A 15,182-nucleotide genomic window follows, 5' to 3' on the forward strand; every position below is an offset into this window, starting at 1 on the left:
CCTGACGCATATGCGAAAGGCTTGAAACAGTCAAGATTGTCGGGGCCTTAGCCTTTATTTGCAGCAAGTGAAGTGTTCAAAACAACACCTTGGCCACCAACCAGATAGCGGGCGCAATAGCGGTTAGGCCAAGGCTCATGACGACGCCGTCTCTGGCAGTCAGGCCCAGACCGATCAGAAGGATATGGATCGAAAGGACAAATGGCAGGCCGGGGACAAAACCGATGAAGAAAATCACGCATCCCGTGAGCAACAGGATTAATGCATTGGCCAACTGAAAAGCGCGACTGTCGATGATAAAGGTTAAGCGCTCTGACAAAAGCAAACGCGCTTTTCGGCGGAGGGGCCGGGCACGATCCACTATGGATTTGAGCGTTTCGGTCTTGATGGTAATGCGGCGCAGGCGTGCAGGCATCCAAAGCTTTGGTTGAACGAACAGAAGCTGAATACCGATCAACACAAACACAATTGCCACGAGCCCCGGCATCCCGGGAACCATCCCGACCGGCAGGATAAGAACCGCAGACAGGATCACCAGCAAAGGGCCAGTGCCCCGTCTCCCAAGTGCGTCGACAAGCTCTCCGAGGGTGGTCGCCTCGGTTTCGTGGGCAACGGAGTGCAGATCGTCGAAGACCTCTGAAAACTGATCCTCTGTCTCGTCTTCAGGGGTCATCGGGTCAGACCTGCATTTCCTTGGTTGCGCTAAGCGTCAGTTCCGGGTGATCGCGTTCGATCCGGTCGATGTCCCACTGTAGGCGGGTCATGTAGACAAGATCGCCGTCGTTATCATAGCTGATATGGCCCTTGTTCTTGTTCACAAAGGCATCAACATCTTTTTCCGGTCCGGTGATCCAGCGGGCGCTGGTGAACTGGGTCGGCTCAAACCGTACGGGTAGCCCATATTCCAGTTCGATCCGGCTGGCGAGAACCTCGAACTGCAGCTGACCAACGACGCCTACCACAAAGCCAGAGCCGATCATGGGTTTGAAGACCTTTGCTGCGCCTTCTTCGGCAAACTGCATCAGGGCTTTTTCCAGATGTTTCGCTTTCAGCGGGTCGCCCGCGCGGCAGGCCCGCAGCAGTTCCGGAGCGAACGAGGGAATGCCGGTGACGCGCAGGGCTTCGCCTTCGGTTAGCGTGTCGCCGATGCGCAATTGGCCGTGGTTGGGGATGCCGATGATATCGCCCGCCCAGGCCTCTTCCGCCAGTTCGCGGTCCGAGGCGAGGAACATGACCGGGTTCGAAATGGCCATAGGCTTTTTCGAGCGCACATGTGTCAGCTTCATGCCCCGTTTGAAGTGACCAGAGGCCATGCGGACAAAGGCCACCCGGTCGCGGTGCTTGGCGTCCATGTTGGCCTGAACTTTGAACACAAAGCCCGAGACCTTTTTCTCTTCCGGCGCAATCTTGCGCGGCTCGGCTGCCTGAATCTGCGGTTCGGGCCCGTATTTGGCGATGCCGTCCATCAGCTCTTTGACGCCGAAACTGTTGATGGCAGAGCCGAACCAGATCGGGGTCAGTGTGCCATCCAGCAGGGCCTGCGGGTCAAGCGGCGGCAACAGTTCGCGGGCCATTTCGACCTCTTCGCGCAGCTGCTCTAGCAGGTTGGCGGGGATGTGTTCTTCCAGCTTGGGGTCGTCCAGACCTTCGATGGCGATGCTTTCAGCGACCTTGTTCCGGTCGGCGCGGTCCATCAGCTCCAGACGGTCACGCAGCAGATCATAGCAGCCCAAGAACTCTCGTCCGACACCGATCGGCCAAGAGGCTGGGGTCACGTCGATCGCAAGATTTTCCTGAATCTCGTCGATGATCTCGAACGTATCGCGGCTTTCGCGGTCCATCTTGTTACAGAAGGTAAGGATCGGCAGATCGCGCAGGCGGCAGACTTCGAAAAGCTTGCGAGTCTGGCTTTCAACGCCTTTCGCGCCGTCGATCACCATGACGGCTGCATCAACAGCGGTTAGCGTGCGATAGGTGTCTTCCGAGAAGTCAGAGTGGCCGGGCGTGTCGACCAGGTTGAAGCGGTACTTGTCGAAGTCAAACGACATGGCCGAGGCCGAGACCGAGATCCCGCGGTCCTGTTCCATCTTCATAAAGTCCGACCGCGTCCGCCGTGCTTCGCCTTTTGCGCGCACCTGTCCGGCCATCTGAATGGCGCCACCATACAGAAGGAATTTCTCGGTCAGGGTCGTCTTACCCGCGTCGGGGTGAGAGATGATCGCAAAGGTCCGACGCCGAGCAATCTCGGGCGGCAACTCTGGGCGGTTTGAGGCGTTGTCTAACATAGGCGCGATATAGCGATCCAAGAGGCGCTGTGAAAGACCCTAAAGCCAGCGGCGGGTGCGTTTCAAAAGCATGGCGTAGGGTTCGCCGAATTTCGTCTTCAGATAAGCCTCTTCCCGCAGCACGACGCCAAAGTGCAGGGTCAGCGCCAACAGGGGCGTGGTCAACAGACCCCAATCCAACGAGGCAGCAAGGGTCAGCCCAAGGTTCAGGGTGATCATGCCCAGATACATTGGGTTGCGGGTGAACCGGTAGGGGCCGTCGTTCACCAGCACCAGCGCGGGCTGTCGCGGATCAATATTGGTCTTCGCGCGTTTGAAGGCGCGGGTGCCAGAGACAGCCAGACCGCCGGCGAGCAACATCAGCAACACGCCAGCAACCAACATGGAGCCGCCCGGGGCCGGAAGAATTCCATATGGCAACAGCCATTCCATCAGGCCTGCGAACGCGGGTGCGGCAACGGAAACCGATGGCGGGAAGACGAGAATATTGGCGGTGTCTTGGCTCATAATCAAAGGCTACCGGGCAAAAAGCAGGAGTCCAGCTTTTCCTGAAATCGCTTCTTGGCAGCTCAGGGCTGGTAAATTTCTGGAAATCTGGTCCATATGGAGCATATCAAACCCGGGTGTTAAAAAGCCCGTAAAGAATATTAGGGGGAACCTATGGATTTGGGAATTGCCGGGAAGACGGCTTTAGTTTGCGCCTCGTCAAAAGGTCTAGGTCTGGGCTGCGCGACCGCGCTGGCCGAGGCTGGTGTAAATCTTGTGATGAACGCGCGTGGCGCCGAGGTTTTGGAAGCCGAAGCAGAAAAACTGCGCCAGAAATATGGTGTGCAGGTTAAGACCGTAGCGACGGATGTTTCGACACCAGAAGGTCAGGCAGAGCTGATCGAGGCCGCGCAGGGCGTGGACATTCTGGTCAACAACGCAGGTGGTCCACCTCCGGGGATGTGGTCTGACTGGGACCGTGAAGACTTCATCAAGGCGTTGGATGCCAACATGCTGGCGCCGATTGCGCTGATGAAGGCCTTTCTGCCGGGGATGATCGAAAAGGGCTGGGGCCGTGTGGTGAATATCACCTCTGGCTCGACCAAGGCACCGATCCCGGTACTGGGCCTGTCGAACTCTGCCCGTGCAGGTCTGACCGGCTATGTGGCGGGTACCTCGCGGCAAGTGGCGCAGTATGGCGTGAACATCAACAACCTACTGCCGGGCATCCACGACACTGACCGGGCCTCGTCCCTGGATCAGGGTGTTGCCGATCAGCAGGGGATTACGAAAGATCAGGCGCGGCAGAACCGTTACGCCACGATCCCGGCCAATCGCTATGGCACGCGGGAAGAGTTCGGCGCGATGTGCGCCTTCCTTTGCTCGCAGCACGCTGGCTTCATCGTAGGGCAGAACATCCTGCTGGATGGCGGTGCCATCAACTCTACGATGTAGGCAATGGCCAAGGGGTTCAGTCTGAAAGACCAGCTGTTCAATCGCGACAAGCTGGTCTACCTCGCCGGGCTGTTCCGTGACAGCGATCCGTCCTTTCCGGCGGATCGCTTCGTTGACGAGGTCATGCAGGACCTGCCAGCGCTAGAGCTGAAGCAGCGGATCACGCTGATATCCGAAGTGCTGGAGCGGTTTCTGCCAACCAACTTCACACAGGCAGCACAAGCCATTCAGAAGGCGCTGCCGCCGCCTTTGGACCCTTCCAAGACGGACGATGATTTTGGTGATTTCATCTTTGCTCCGCTTGGGGCCTATGTCGCGCGGCGGGGGCTAGGGGCGAATGACCTGCCGGTCGCTTTCAATCTGCTTGAGGAATTGACGCAAAGGTTCTCGGTCGAATTCGATATCCGTGCCTTCCTGAATGCTCACCCAGAGGTGACATTGGCGCAGATGCGCCAATGGGCCAGTCACCCGAATTATCACGTGCGTCGGCTGGTCAGTGAAGGGTCTCGGCCCAAATTACCCTGGGGGCAGAAAATCCATCTGGACACCCACGCACCGATCCCGCTGTTGGATGAGCTACACGCCGATCCGACCCGCTATGTTACGCGCTCTGTGGCAAATCATCTGAACGATATCGCCAAGATTGATCCCGATCTGGTGCTTCATACGTTGGGGCGCTGGCAGGATGAGGCCCGGCAGGACCCCAAAGAGTTGGGATGGATGACCCGCCACGCCCTTCGTGGGCTGGTGAAGAAGGGCCACCCGGAGGCGCTGGCTTTGCTTGGATTCCATCCGAACCCGCCCATCGAGGTGGTCATGTGGGCGCCGGGGGCCGCAGAAACCGGGCTGGGAGAGGCTGCAACCCTATCACTGAAGCTGCGAGCCAATGCCAAAGCAGCGCTTATGATCGACTATGTCGTGGACATGCCAAGACCCTCTGGCAGGGCCGCGTCCAAAGTCTTCAAGTTGAAACAGCTTGCACTGTCTGCCGGGGAAGAGGTCTTGCTGACCAAGACGCACCGCTTTGTGAAAGAGGCCACAACGATCACCTATTACCCGGGTCCACACGACCTGCACCTGCAGATCAATGGAACCCGGGTGGCAACGCTTCGGATCAACCTGACGCCGTAACAAACGCGCTTGCGGCGGGCTTGGGCGGTTGTTAAACCCTCGTAAAGTCCGATTTTTTTGATCGGAAATGCGAGGGATACAGGTGAGCGACACGACTCCACGTTTGGAAATCCGCAACCTCATGCGCCAGTTCGATGGGCGCATGGTGGTGAATGACGTGTCTCTGACTGTTATGCCGGGGCAGGTGACCTGCCTTCTGGGTCCCTCCGGTTGCGGCAAGTCCACGACCTTGCGGATGATCGCGGGCGTCGACATGCAGGACAGCGGTGAGATTTACGTCGACGGCAGTCTGGTCTGCGACACGGTCTTCCGTATTCCGCCTGAACGCCGGTCTGTTGGGCTTATGTTTCAGGACTTCGCGCTATTTCCGCACCTTTCCGTCGCCGAGAACGTGGCCTTTGGCCTGTCCGGCAGCAAGGAAGAGAAACGCGCGCGGGTCGAAGAATTGCTGAGCCGCGTGAACCTTTTGCGGTTCATCGACGAATACCCACACAACCTGTCCGGCGGAGAGCAGCAACGCGTGGCACTGGCCCGTGCCCTTGCTCCGCGCCCGCGCATTATGCTGATGGACGAGCCTTTCTCTGGTCTCGACAATCGGTTGCGTGACGAAATTCGCGACAGCACGCTTGAGGTTCTGAAATCCGAAGGCTCTGCCGTTCTTCTGGTCACGCACGAACCCGAGGAGGCGATGCGCATGGCTGATGAAATCGCGTTGATGCGTGACGGCAAGATCGTGCAGCAAGGCGCACCCTATAACATCTACAACTCGCCGGTTGACCTGAATGCGGCGCAGTTCTTCAGCGATGTGAATGTGATCAACGGCACGGTGCAGGGGGCGCTGACGGATACCGCGTTTGGCCAATTTCTGGCGCCCGGCGTGGCCGATGGAACGCGCGTGAATATCGTGATCCGCCCGCAGCATGTGAAGATCGACTTCGATCGCAGCGGTCGTGGGCCCGACCCCTCACCACAAACAGGAACACCCGCAAGGGCAATCGTGGAGCGCGCGCGCTTCTTGGGGAAGGAAAGCCTTGTGGAATTCCGGCTGGAGTATGACGGTTCTTACATGACGGCAGCGGTCCCGGCCGTGTTCTTGCCCGCGCCTGGAACCCCGATGTGGCTGATGGTGCGGCGCGAACGCTGTCACGTCTATCAAGAGACACCCGCGGCCTGACCCGGATCACGGCCCGGATTTGCGCCTTTTGATCCCTTGTTTTTCAAAAATCTCACTTATTATCGCCGCTAACATTCGTATTGCTGCAAATAAATTGGCAGAAATTGCGCGAAGGGGCTTTGAACTGGCCTCTCAAACAAATAAATACGTCTGGCAGAATTCAAAAAAGAGCGCCCCAATAGCGCTCTGTGGGAGAAAGAAATGCTGAACAACATTGGCCTGCCGGGCCTACTTCTGATCGCCGTCGTCGTTCTGGTGCTCTTTGGCCGTGGCAAGATCTCGTCGCTGATGGGTGAAGTTGGCAAAGGCATCACCGCGTTCAAGCGCGGCGTGAAAGACGGCACCGAAGAGCTGGAAAACCAAGCAGCGGAAGAGGCGAAAGACGTCACTCCGGAAGCTGAGACCGAAAAAGACAAGGCCTAATTGGCCCCGCGCCAATAAGGCAGGTTTTCTATGTTTGATCTCGGCTGGTCAGAGCTTCTGGTTATCGGCATCGTTGCGTTGATCGTGATCGGCCCCAAGGACCTTCCGGACCTGTTCCGGACCTTGGGCAAGTTCACGGCAAAGATTCGCAGAATGGCGCGCGACTTTCAGCGCGCGATGGAGGACGCGGCGGATGACGCAGGCGTCAAGGATGTCGCAAAGGACCTGAAAAGCGCAACCAACCCCAAAAAGATGGGTTTGGATGCAATCAACAAGGCTGCAGACGAGCTGACCGCTTGGGAGCCGCCTGAAACCTCTGATGCGCCCAAGACCGCCGAAATGACGGAAGAGCGCAAAGAGATGGCAGAAAAGATCAGGAATGCGACCGCCAAGTCTGCGCTTGATCGTCAGGTTGAAGAGTCCGCCGCGGCCGACGTCGACAATGAAGAAGGCTATGCGCCTCTGAAAGAGCCCGGAAAGGCCAAAGAATGAGCGATCAGGACGAGATCGACAACTCCAGCGCGCCGCTGATTGAACATCTGGCAGAGCTGCGCTCGCGCCTGATCTGGTCCGTCGCCGCCTTCCTTGTGGGGATGGTGATCTGTTTCACGGTCGGCGGGATGATCCTTGATTTCCTGCTGGTTCCGATCGAAAAGACCATGCGGTCCTTGGGTAATCCCAACCCGGTGATGCAGTACACCGCGCCGCAGGAATATTTCTTCACGTTGATTCGTATCTCTGTGGTGGGCGGACTGGCACTGTCCTTCCCGGTGATCGGCTATCAGCTTTGGCGCTTTGTTGCGCCGGGCCTTTATAAGAACGAAAAGAACGCGTTCCTGCCGTTCCTGATCGCGTCGCCCGTGCTATTCCTTCTGGGCGCGTCGTTTGCCCATTTCGTCGTCGTTCCTCTGGCGATGAACTTCTTCCTTGGGTTCGCGGATCTGCCGTCATTCGTGGCTGCCATGTTCGTAGAGGGCACTGGCGTTGCCGAGACCGCAGAAGACACCGGGATCGACATTGTCTTTAACGGTAAGGTTAACGAAACCCTTGATATCACGCTTAAAATGATCGTGGCCTTCGGCCTGTGTTTTCAGCTGCCGGTTCTTCTGACCCTGATGGGCAAGGCGGGTCTTGCCAGCGCCGAGGGCCTGCGCAACACGCGGAAATACGCGGTTGTCGGTATCTTGTCGGTTGCTGCTTTGGTCACGCCCCCGGATGTCACCACTCAGGTGCTGCTGTTCACGGTGGTCTATGGCCTTTATGAGATCTCGATTTTCCTTGTCGGCAGCGTCGAAAAGAAACGCGAGAAAGAGCTGAAAGAGCAGGGCCTTTGGTTCGACGACGATGACCTAGAGAACGCTTTTGATGCTGACGAAGCTGCAGACGCGGCAGAGCACAGTGCGGACGGTTCAAAGGAATGAGTAGCGAAGTCTATTTGCGCCGCATTGCCGAGGCGTTGGAGCGTCGCTCTCCTGCGCCTCTGGCCGCGCCTGATTTTTCTGCTGCGGACGCCTTTGTGTGGCACGTGTCGCCAGACAATCTGGCGCCCGTTCCGGATGTGGCGCGCGTGGACCTGTCACTGCTGATCGGCATTGATCGCTCGCGCGACACGCTTCTGAACAACACCCGGCAATTTGCTAAAGGGTTGCCCGCCAACAACGCGCTTCTTTGGGGCGCGCGGGGGATGGGTAAGTCCAGCCTTGTAAAAGCGGTCCATGCGCAGGTGAATGCCGAGGGGTTGCCATTGAAAGTGGTAGAGCTTCAGCGCGAAGACCTGCCATCGGTGTCGCGGTTGCTAAACCACCTACGGGCCGCGTCAGAGCATCGTTTCCTGCTGTTCTGTGACGACCTGTCGTTCAGCCATGATGATCAGCATTATAAATCCTTGAAGGCGGTTCTGGATGGCGGGATCGAAGGGCGGCCGGACAACGTGCTGTTCTATGCGACCTCCAACCGGCGTCACCTGATGCCCCGCGATATGATCGAGAATGAACGCTCAAGCGCGATCAACCCGTCCGAGGCGATCGAAGAGAAAGTATCTCTGTCTGATCGGTTCGGCCTGTGGCTGGGCTTCCACCCGTGCAGTCAGGATGAATACCTGGATATGATTCGGGGCTATTGCGCGGCTTTCGGGATCGAGATCGACGAAGACACGCTTTGGGCCGAGGCGATTGAATGGCAAGCCACCCGTGGCGCGCGTTCGGGCCGGGTGGCTTGGCAATTTGTTTGCGACCTTGCAGGTCGTCGCGGTGTCAGGATCTAAGGCAACAGCAGTCCGACCAATCCGGCGGCCAAGATCACCCAAACCTCATCGCGTTTGAACCCGGCGAGGGCGATCAGGGACACGCCGAAGATCGCCAATTGGGGCCACGCCTCTTCCAAGCCTCCGCTAAAGTCGATCGACCGCAGCAACGACACGGCTGCCGCCATGATCATTCCGCAGACCACAGCCCTTATGCCGCTTTGGGCCGCTTTGTAGTATGCGTGGTGGCTGATACGCTCTAACTGGTTTGCAGCCAGAACGATCAGCGTGGCGGGGGGAAGGAAGATCGCGATTGTCGCGACAATCGCCCCTGCGATGCCGGCGACCTTATAGCCCACGAAAGTCGCGCTGATCAGGATGGGGCCGGGGGTCACCTGTCCCAAGGCGATGCTGGCGGCGAATTCATCTGGACCAAGCCAACCCTGCGCGCCTACCACGGCCTCTTGCACCATCGGGATGAAGATATAGCCGCCCCCAAAGAGCATCAGGCTCATCCCTGCGAACAGCGAGAATAGTTGCGCACTGAGGGACGTGATATCCAGGCTGGGGAACAAAAGGAAGAGGGCGAGACACCCGACCAGAAAAGCCATTGCGAGCCACGACCCTAATCCAAATGAAACAGGGTTTTTGTGAGCAGTGGCAGAGGTTTCTGTGCGAGAGCTAAGGCGAAAGCGCAGCATGCCAACAGTAGCGGCACCCACGATAATCGCCGCCACGATCCAGATGCCGCCAACAAACAGGATCAAGCCTGCAGCGATCGCAGCCAAAGTCCATTCCAAAGGTCCGGGCAAAGCTTTGCCGCGCATCTTCAACGCCGCATTGGCGATAACCGCAGCAATTGCCGGGATGATGGCCGACAGGGCTTTTTCGGCCACTTCCTGACCTTCCCATGCGAAATAGACCGTGGCGAAACCCAGCATCAGGAAGAAGGACGGTAAGATGACCGCAGTGGCGCATAGGGCTGCGCCAAGGGTTCCGCGCAGGCGATTGCCGACAAAGGCAACGACATTCACCGCGACGGGCCCCGGAAGCAGCATCGCCAAGGCGATGCCGTCCATGATTTCATCGTCGCGAAGCAGGCGATGCTTTTCTACGATCTCGGCTCTGACGACCGAAACCAAGGCCATATAGCCGCCCCACGAGACGCATCCGATCTTGAAGAAGATCAGGAATAGGCGCCACAAAGAGGGGAAGCTGTTCTCACTGGCCGTCTGTTCATGCGACATTTCGTTGTTCACCCAAAAGCCGGGATTTGATCTGCTTCATGGCCGTGGCCTGCGCTTTGCGTCGTTGCAGGTCCGCGGGATCTGCCTTTTTTAGGGCTTCTTCCTTCAGGCGGTCGTTCTCCAGATCGAACCCATTGGTCAAAGGATACCCCAAGGCGACAAGCGAGTCCCCCGCCACGGATTCGAAGATGGCGATATCTTCCGGCGACATTTCCCGAAGAAATTTGCTGGTGTTTTGCTTCATCACGGGCTTTTGCACGTTGCTCCACATTTTCCCGGCCTGAGAGGTACTGGCAGCTTCGCGCGAACGGTGGAACTCCAGCATGTCAAAACGGAAATCGATTTCCATGAAGTCGCAAAGGCGGCGCAGTTCGGTCTCTGGGTCATTAACCAAGTCAGCGTAGGCGACAGAGCAGAAACGCTCTTTTGGTAGACGTGCTTCGAGGGCCAGTGCTTTTTGCTGCTCTTCATGCCACTGACGGGCAATGTGGAATGGTGTTTTTTCGCCAACAATCGCTTTCTGGAAGGACAGGGCAGAGTCGCGGCCATCGCGATGCAGGTGGATGAACTTCGCGCTTTCTCCACCAAACCGGTCGATTTCGTCTACAAAATGGACATTGGCCAGCGACTTGCAGACCCAGTCACGCGCGTTATTTTTCTGGGTCAATTGCTCGTGTATCGCGAAACACAAAGCCACCAGAGATTTTTCCTTGCACGAAGCGGCAAGCGCATAGCGGTCAATCTGCCCAAGCTCCCAACTGACCGGATTGGTGTCGATCAATAGACAGACATCTTCGACCAACTGCATGAAGGCTTTGTCTTCCCCCAGATTTCCATAGGCCGGCAATAAAGGGGCCAGACGTTCCAGGATATGAGGGGGGTGCGGGGCCACCAACTCGGGCGATTGGTTAATCATGACTCGCAAAAGGTTTGATCCGGACCGTTGGGTTCCGATCATGAAATAGGGCATTTGGTAAGCTCCGAGTTCGGTTCAGAAATGCCAACGCAAGGTAGCGGCGAGCGAAGGCGACTCGGCTCAACCAAAGAGAATAAAAATAAACGGTCCGTTAACGTTGTTGAAATAGGAATTAACGAAATGGGTCGGGATCTGTGAAAAGTTTAGAGAGCTTCTTTTTGCCGCTATCGAAATTTTAACGCCTTTCCCTCTTGAATCTAAGGGGTTGGTCTTGCCGGGGAGTTCTCCGGGCCAGCCGGTTAAGCAAAAAGGTGGGGCTTTCTTTGATGTTGAAGCGAATAAATCCCAGTTTACGTCGCGCAGTTATGGTCTGTGGGCTTGTTCTATCTGCAAGTACAAACGTTTTTGCCGAAACCTATTCTTTCGGCGTGGTTCCCCAGTTTGAGGCACGAAAGCTGGCCCGAATCTGGGAGCCAATCCTCTCGGAACTGGAAACGCGTACAGGATTTGAGTTCGAAATTCTCGGTGCGCCCCGTATCCCAGATTTTGAAGAGGCTTTTACGAACGGCGACTATGATTTCGCCTATATGAACCCATATCATGCCATTCTGGCGAATGATGCGCAGGGGTACGAGCCGTTCATCCGCGATGGGGCTCGGCAGCTTTACGGGATCTTGGTGGTCCGCGAGGACAGCCCGTACAAGTCGGTCCAAGATCTGAACGGTAAGGAAATCGCATTTCCCGCGCCGAATGCACTTGGTGCGTCACTGATGATTCGTTCGGATCTGTCGAAGGCGCACGGGGTCGCGTTTAAACCGAACTATGTGTCGACCCATAGCTCTGCGTATCTCAACGTGATCTTAAAGCAGGTCGCAGCAGCCGGTGGCGTTATGGGAACGTTCCGCTCTCAACCTATTGAGATTTCAGAACAATTGCGGGTTCTCTATGAAACCGCACGCGTGCCCCCGCACCCAATCTCAGTTCATCCACGGGTTCCGAAACATGTTCGGGAGGCTGTGGAAGCCGCGTTCCTTGATCTTTGGAAGTCTGGATACGGTCGTGAAATTCTAGAGCAAGTTCCGATTCTTGAAGCCGTTCCTACCAGCCTCAAGGAATACAAACCGTTGAGTGCGATGGGTCTGGATGAATTCATCGTAGTGAACTAGGGGAGAGCTTTGCTGGACACCAAGCACGTAACGCCAAAGCCCCCTGAGCGGCGCTTTCGGCTAAGAACAGTTTTTGTCGCCATTCTGGCGTTGGTGATGCTTGTCTGTGTTCTGGGGATGTCCTTGCTTTGGGAGCCCCGCGTCGAACGCGTCATGACTGAGGCTCAGGTTCAAAGTCTCGAACTCAAAGTAGAGATTCTGTCAGACGCTTTGGTGCCATTTCTTCTGCAAAACGATTTTGGTGCGATATTTGAGACCTTGGACAGCACCCAGGCACGGATCCCAAATTGGGAACAGGTCACTTTGACCAATATGAGCGGGCAGTTGCTTTACCCGCTGTCATCAGTTCAAGAGCAGGTGGAAGGCGCCACCATTTTTGCCGAGAAAACCATTGTTTTCGAAGGGCGAAAGCTGGCAACCCTGAGGGTCGGATCCGACATCTCAGGAGATCTTGGAGAAATCCGGGAGCAAGTGCGGGAACTTTCGATCCTGTTAAGCGTTGTCTTCTTGGGACTTCTGGTTTTGCTTGGCCTGCTGTTCGAGCGTTGGGTTGTCCGAAGAATTGCGTTGCTAGCCTCGGCAGCACGCCAACTTTCGCTTGGTGATTATGACGCGCGGCTCCCAGATGGGATCAGCGATGAGATCGGACTTTTGACACGAAGTTTCGGCAAGATGCGTCAGACCATTCGTCAGAATGAAAAGAAGCTGATCGCTTCTCGCGACGAGGCGCAACGTGCAGCCGAGGCGAAGTCGCGCTTCCTTGCCATGATGAGCCACGAAATTCGAACGCCATTGAATGGCGTCATCCCCGCAGCAGAATTACTGTTGGAAGGGGTTATGTCGCCGGAGCAACGGCAGTTGGTTGGAACGATTCAGGATTCTGGCAAGGCATTGAAAATCATCATTGATGACATTCTGGATATCTCGAAATTGGACGAAGGTCGGTTTGTTATCCGAAGTGAGACTTTTGCCCTCCACGAACTCGTCCAGAAAGTAGCGGGTATGTTCCAGGTTTCCGCTCGCCAAAAGGGGCTGTCCTTGAACGTCGAGCTTGATGCGAGGTGCCATCAGAACGTTGTGGGCGATCCTGACCGGCTGAGACAGGTGCTTATAAATTTGGTCGGCAATGCGATTAAATTCACGCCGCAGGGCGAGCTAACGATACGGGTTGAACCCGCTGGTGACGGTACCTCGTCGTCGAAATACCAATTCGAAGTAGTGGATACCGGAATCGGCATTTCCGATGACGATCAGGCAAAGATCTTTGAGCGGTTTACTCAGGTCGACAACCGGAGCAACCGAGAGTTTCAGGGTAGCGGGCTTGGGTTGTCGATCTGCAAACTTCTGGTCGAAGCGATGGGGGGAGAACTTCAGGTCGATAGCCGCTCTGGGGAAGGTAGTCGCTTCTATTTCACTTTGCCGTTGGTGGAAGCAGAAGATCAGCCGAAACAAACCCCGGCGCTCGCAAAAGTGGCACAGTTGGTACTTCAGGATGATGTTATGCCTGTGCGGACAGATGTGCCCAAGATGGCTGAGACGGTTGAGAGTACAGGTCTGCGTGTGCTGATTGTCGATGATAACCGCACGAATTTAAAAATCGCCAGTGCAATCCTGAAGTCGATGGGGCACGCACCGTCGTCGGCTGAGAACGGGATGAGGGCATTGGAGCGGCTGGAAGACGAAGAATTCGACCTTGTCCTGATGGATGTGAACATGCCTGGCATTGATGGTCTTGAGACGACACGCCGAATTCGGAAGGGGCCCGCCAAAATGGCTAACACGATTATTTTGGGGCTAAGTGCGGGCGCATTTCCCGAGAACATTGAGGCTTGCATTGCCTCTGGAATGAACGGGTTCCTGGCCAAGCCCCTGTCGAAGAAGAAGCTAGTGCTTGAGCTGGAAACCTACTTTCAAGCCGCTTGAGGGTAGTAGGCCTTTCAAGATGAAAGGCCGACTTCACCCTTCGGAAACTGACCGTGACACTTGCCCGTGAAACGCGGCTGTTATGGGCATTAGGCAAGCGTCGCCGATGAAACAGGTCAATTGACGTAGGGCGTCGGATCGACGCTGTCGAAACCTTCCCGAACCTCGAAGTGAAGGAAGCTGGGGTTACCACCTCGAACGGCGGCAATGGTTTGACCGCGCGAGACAGAGTCGCCCTTCTTCACCTTAAGGTCTTTGATGTTGGCATAAACCGTCAGAAGGTTGCCCGAGTGTTTAAGTACTAGGATCGGCACGCCTTCGGTATCGCGCGTGATCGCCGCGACAGTTCCGCTTTCAGCGGCACGAACGGCGTCCCCTTCGCGGGCCGCAATGTCGATCCCATCATTCACTCGTTTCTGATAATCACGAATGATCTTGCCGCTGACCGGCATTTGGAACCGAGTGCTGGAACTTCTTTGCGAGGAAAAGTCACTGGCCGGAACTGCCGCAGTCGTAACAGTTTCGGTTGGTAACGGTTGACCGGAACTGGGCGGTGCAGAAACAGTGCTGGTCCCGCCGGGTCGGCTGGTTGTTGTGGTGGTCACGTTTTGGGTTTCTGCCGAAACCGGGATCAACAAATACTGGCCCTCGCGCACCTGCAGATCGGGGCCAAGCCCATTCCAATCTGCCAAGGCGCGTACCGAAACCCCGTAGAGGCGCGCGATTGAAAATGCTGTTTCACCACGCTCTACTTTGTGGCGCACAGGTGTGTCCGCGGTAGGCTGAGTTGTGCCCGCTGTCGATTGCCCGCCACCGGCGCGCTCAATCGCGTTGCCGGCCAGTGTTGTGATGCTGATTTCGCCGTCTGGTTGGATCGTGCCACTGCCGTTTGCCCGAGTGGGCAATGCGATGATTTCATCCGGGCGCATGCGGGTCTCTGGCGTTAATCCGTTGTAGCTGGCCAGCTCTTGCGCGTTCAAACCCACGCGTGCGGCGACGGTCGCGACCGTGTCGCCTGGACGCGCGACCACGACTTGATAGGTCGGGTAGGAAATCACCCCACGGGCGTCCGGTTCGGGGCGAGGCGCCGCATTGCGGACAGCGTTGGTGGTGTCAATGCTGGTGCCATTGCGAAGATCAAAATCGGGCGCTTGGCAAGCGGTCAAGGTGGCCAACAACAGGCCAGACACCGCAAGGCGGTGGAGGTTAAAGGTTGTCATAGCGCGTGTTCCTCA

The 15,182-nt window shown here is 56.7% G+C and carries 15 protein-coding genes; 9 read left to right on the forward strand and 6 right to left on the reverse strand.

Annotation, left to right across the window (positions count from 1 at the left end; genetic code table 11):
* Nucleotides 1–76 precede the first annotated feature (76 nt).
* Genes CLM58_RS10680 through CLM58_RS10690 form a run of 3 tightly spaced genes read right to left on the reverse strand, consistent with a single transcriptional unit; the run spans nt 77 to nt 2,792 of the window.
* Nucleotides 77–673, reverse strand: coding sequence for an exopolysaccharide biosynthesis protein (locus CLM58_RS10680; RefSeq protein WP_095595918.1), 597 nt, complete (start codon nt 671–673; stop codon nt 77–79).
* 4 nt (nt 674–677) lie between these two features.
* Nucleotides 678–2,285, reverse strand: a complete 1,608-nt coding sequence (locus CLM58_RS10685) for a peptide chain release factor 3 (protein WP_095595919.1) — start codon at nt 2,283–2,285, stop codon at nt 678–680.
* A 39-nt stretch (nt 2,286–2,324) separates the two neighbouring features.
* The gene (locus CLM58_RS10690) at nt 2,325–2,792 is read right to left on the reverse strand and encodes a methyltransferase family protein (protein ID WP_095595920.1); all 468 of its coding nucleotides are present in this window, start codon (nt 2,790–2,792) and stop codon (nt 2,325–2,327) included.
* Nucleotides 2,793–2,945: 153 nt separating this feature from the next.
* Between CLM58_RS10690 and CLM58_RS10695 the strand changes: the two genes are divergently transcribed.
* From CLM58_RS10695 to CLM58_RS10725, 7 genes are all read left to right on the forward strand, one after another.
* On the forward strand, nt 2,946–3,725 hold the full coding sequence (locus tag CLM58_RS10695) for an SDR family oxidoreductase (protein WP_095595921.1): 780 nt from the start codon (nt 2,946–2,948) through the stop codon (nt 3,723–3,725).
* 3 nt (nt 3,726–3,728) lie between these two features.
* Complete coding sequence (locus CLM58_RS10700) at nt 3,729–4,856, forward strand: hypothetical protein (RefSeq protein WP_095595922.1); 1,128 nt, start codon at nt 3,729–3,731, stop codon at nt 4,854–4,856.
* Between the two features lie 121 nt (nt 4,857–4,977).
* A complete protein-coding gene (locus CLM58_RS10705) occupies nt 4,978–6,030 on the forward strand; it encodes an ABC transporter ATP-binding protein (RefSeq protein ID WP_373286799.1) in 1,053 nt (350 codons plus the stop codon).
* A 201-nt stretch (nt 6,031–6,231) separates the two neighbouring features.
* Nucleotides 6,232–6,453 carry a twin-arginine translocase TatA/TatE family subunit gene (locus CLM58_RS10710; RefSeq protein WP_095595924.1) on the forward strand — a complete coding sequence of 74 codons (222 nt, stop codon included), beginning with the start codon at nt 6,232–6,234 and terminating at the stop codon, nt 6,451–6,453.
* A 30-nt stretch (nt 6,454–6,483) separates the two neighbouring features.
* On the forward strand, nt 6,484–6,945 hold the full coding sequence (gene tatB, locus CLM58_RS10715; protein ID WP_095595925.1) for a Sec-independent protein translocase protein TatB: 462 nt from the start codon (nt 6,484–6,486) through the stop codon (nt 6,943–6,945).
* Nucleotides 6,942–7,874 carry a twin-arginine translocase subunit TatC gene (gene tatC, locus CLM58_RS10720; protein ID WP_095595926.1) on the forward strand — a complete coding sequence of 311 codons (933 nt, stop codon included), beginning with the start codon at nt 6,942–6,944 and terminating at the stop codon, nt 7,872–7,874. The genes tatB and tatC overlap by 4 nt, the downstream gene beginning before the upstream one ends.
* Complete coding sequence (locus tag CLM58_RS10725; protein ID WP_095595927.1) at nt 7,871–8,716, forward strand: ATP-binding protein; 846 nt, start codon at nt 7,871–7,873, stop codon at nt 8,714–8,716. The genes tatC and CLM58_RS10725 overlap by 4 nt, the downstream gene beginning before the upstream one ends.
* On the opposite strand, the gene chrA is transcribed toward CLM58_RS10725, so the two are convergent.
* Together chrA and CLM58_RS10735 are read right to left on the reverse strand one after the other, a co-directional pair.
* A complete protein-coding gene (gene chrA, locus CLM58_RS10730) occupies nt 8,713–9,942 on the reverse strand; it encodes a chromate efflux transporter (RefSeq protein WP_095595928.1) in 1,230 nt (409 codons plus the stop codon). The two genes, CLM58_RS10725 and chrA, sit on opposite strands and share 4 nt — an antisense overlap.
* A complete protein-coding gene (locus CLM58_RS10735; RefSeq protein ID WP_095595929.1) occupies nt 9,932–10,912 on the reverse strand; it encodes a sulfotransferase family protein in 981 nt (326 codons plus the stop codon). The genes chrA and CLM58_RS10735 overlap by 11 nt, the downstream gene beginning before the upstream one ends.
* 374 nt (nt 10,913–11,286) lie before the next feature.
* Here CLM58_RS10735 and CLM58_RS10740 point away from each other — a divergent pair, with 374 nt between their 5' ends.
* Nucleotides 11,287–12,024: a phosphate/phosphite/phosphonate ABC transporter substrate-binding protein gene (locus CLM58_RS10740; RefSeq protein ID WP_198950964.1), complete on the forward strand. Its 738-nt coding sequence runs from the start codon at nt 11,287–11,289 to the stop codon at nt 12,022–12,024.
* 9 nt (nt 12,025–12,033) lie between these two features.
* A complete protein-coding gene (locus tag CLM58_RS10745; protein ID WP_143226558.1) occupies nt 12,034–13,947 on the forward strand; it encodes an ATP-binding protein in 1,914 nt (637 codons plus the stop codon).
* 116 nt (nt 13,948–14,063) lie between these two features.
* Here the strand turns inward: CLM58_RS10745 and CLM58_RS10750 are convergent, their stop codons facing one another.
* On the reverse strand, nt 14,064–15,167 hold the full coding sequence (locus tag CLM58_RS10750) for a peptidoglycan DD-metalloendopeptidase family protein (protein WP_095595932.1): 1,104 nt from the start codon (nt 15,165–15,167) through the stop codon (nt 14,064–14,066).
* Nucleotides 15,168–15,182 lie beyond the last annotated feature (15 nt).

This window comes from Actibacterium pelagium (genome assembly GCF_002285415.1).
Lineage (GTDB): Bacteria > Pseudomonadota > Alphaproteobacteria > Rhodobacterales > Rhodobacteraceae > Actibacterium_B > Actibacterium_B pelagium.

What these genes read in the sequence shown, in the direction of transcription:
- CLM58_RS10680 (WP_095595918.1), bottom strand. Translation starts at nt 673, where the DNA reads ATGACCCCTGAAGACGAGACAGAGGATCAGTTTTCAGAGGTCTTCGAC.
- CLM58_RS10685 (WP_095595919.1), bottom strand. Translation starts at nt 2,285, where the DNA reads ATGTTAGACAACGCCTCAAACCGCCCAGAGTTGCCGCCCGAGATTGCT.
- CLM58_RS10690 (WP_095595920.1), bottom strand. Translation starts at nt 2,792, where the DNA reads ATGAGCCAAGACACCGCCAATATTCTCGTCTTCCCGCCATCGGTTTCC.
- CLM58_RS10695 (WP_095595921.1), top strand. Translation starts at nt 2,946, where the DNA reads ATGGATTTGGGAATTGCCGGGAAGACGGCTTTAGTTTGCGCCTCGTCA.
- CLM58_RS10700 (WP_095595922.1), top strand. Translation starts at nt 3,729, where the DNA reads ATGGCCAAGGGGTTCAGTCTGAAAGACCAGCTGTTCAATCGCGACAAG.
- CLM58_RS10705 (WP_373286799.1), top strand. Translation starts at nt 4,978, where the DNA reads ATGCGCCAGTTCGATGGGCGCATGGTGGTGAATGACGTGTCTCTGACT.
- CLM58_RS10710 (WP_095595924.1), top strand. Translation starts at nt 6,232, where the DNA reads ATGCTGAACAACATTGGCCTGCCGGGCCTACTTCTGATCGCCGTCGTC.
- tatB (WP_095595925.1), top strand. Translation starts at nt 6,484, where the DNA reads ATGTTTGATCTCGGCTGGTCAGAGCTTCTGGTTATCGGCATCGTTGCG.
- tatC (WP_095595926.1), top strand. Translation starts at nt 6,942, where the DNA reads ATGAGCGATCAGGACGAGATCGACAACTCCAGCGCGCCGCTGATTGAA.
- CLM58_RS10725 (WP_095595927.1), top strand. Translation starts at nt 7,871, where the DNA reads ATGAGTAGCGAAGTCTATTTGCGCCGCATTGCCGAGGCGTTGGAGCGT.
- chrA (WP_095595928.1), bottom strand. Translation starts at nt 9,942, where the DNA reads ATGTCGCATGAACAGACGGCCAGTGAGAACAGCTTCCCCTCTTTGTGG.
- CLM58_RS10735 (WP_095595929.1), bottom strand. Translation starts at nt 10,912, where the DNA reads ATGCCCTATTTCATGATCGGAACCCAACGGTCCGGATCAAACCTTTTG.
- CLM58_RS10750 (WP_095595932.1), bottom strand. Translation starts at nt 15,167, where the DNA reads ATGACAACCTTTAACCTCCACCGCCTTGCGGTGTCTGGCCTGTTGTTG.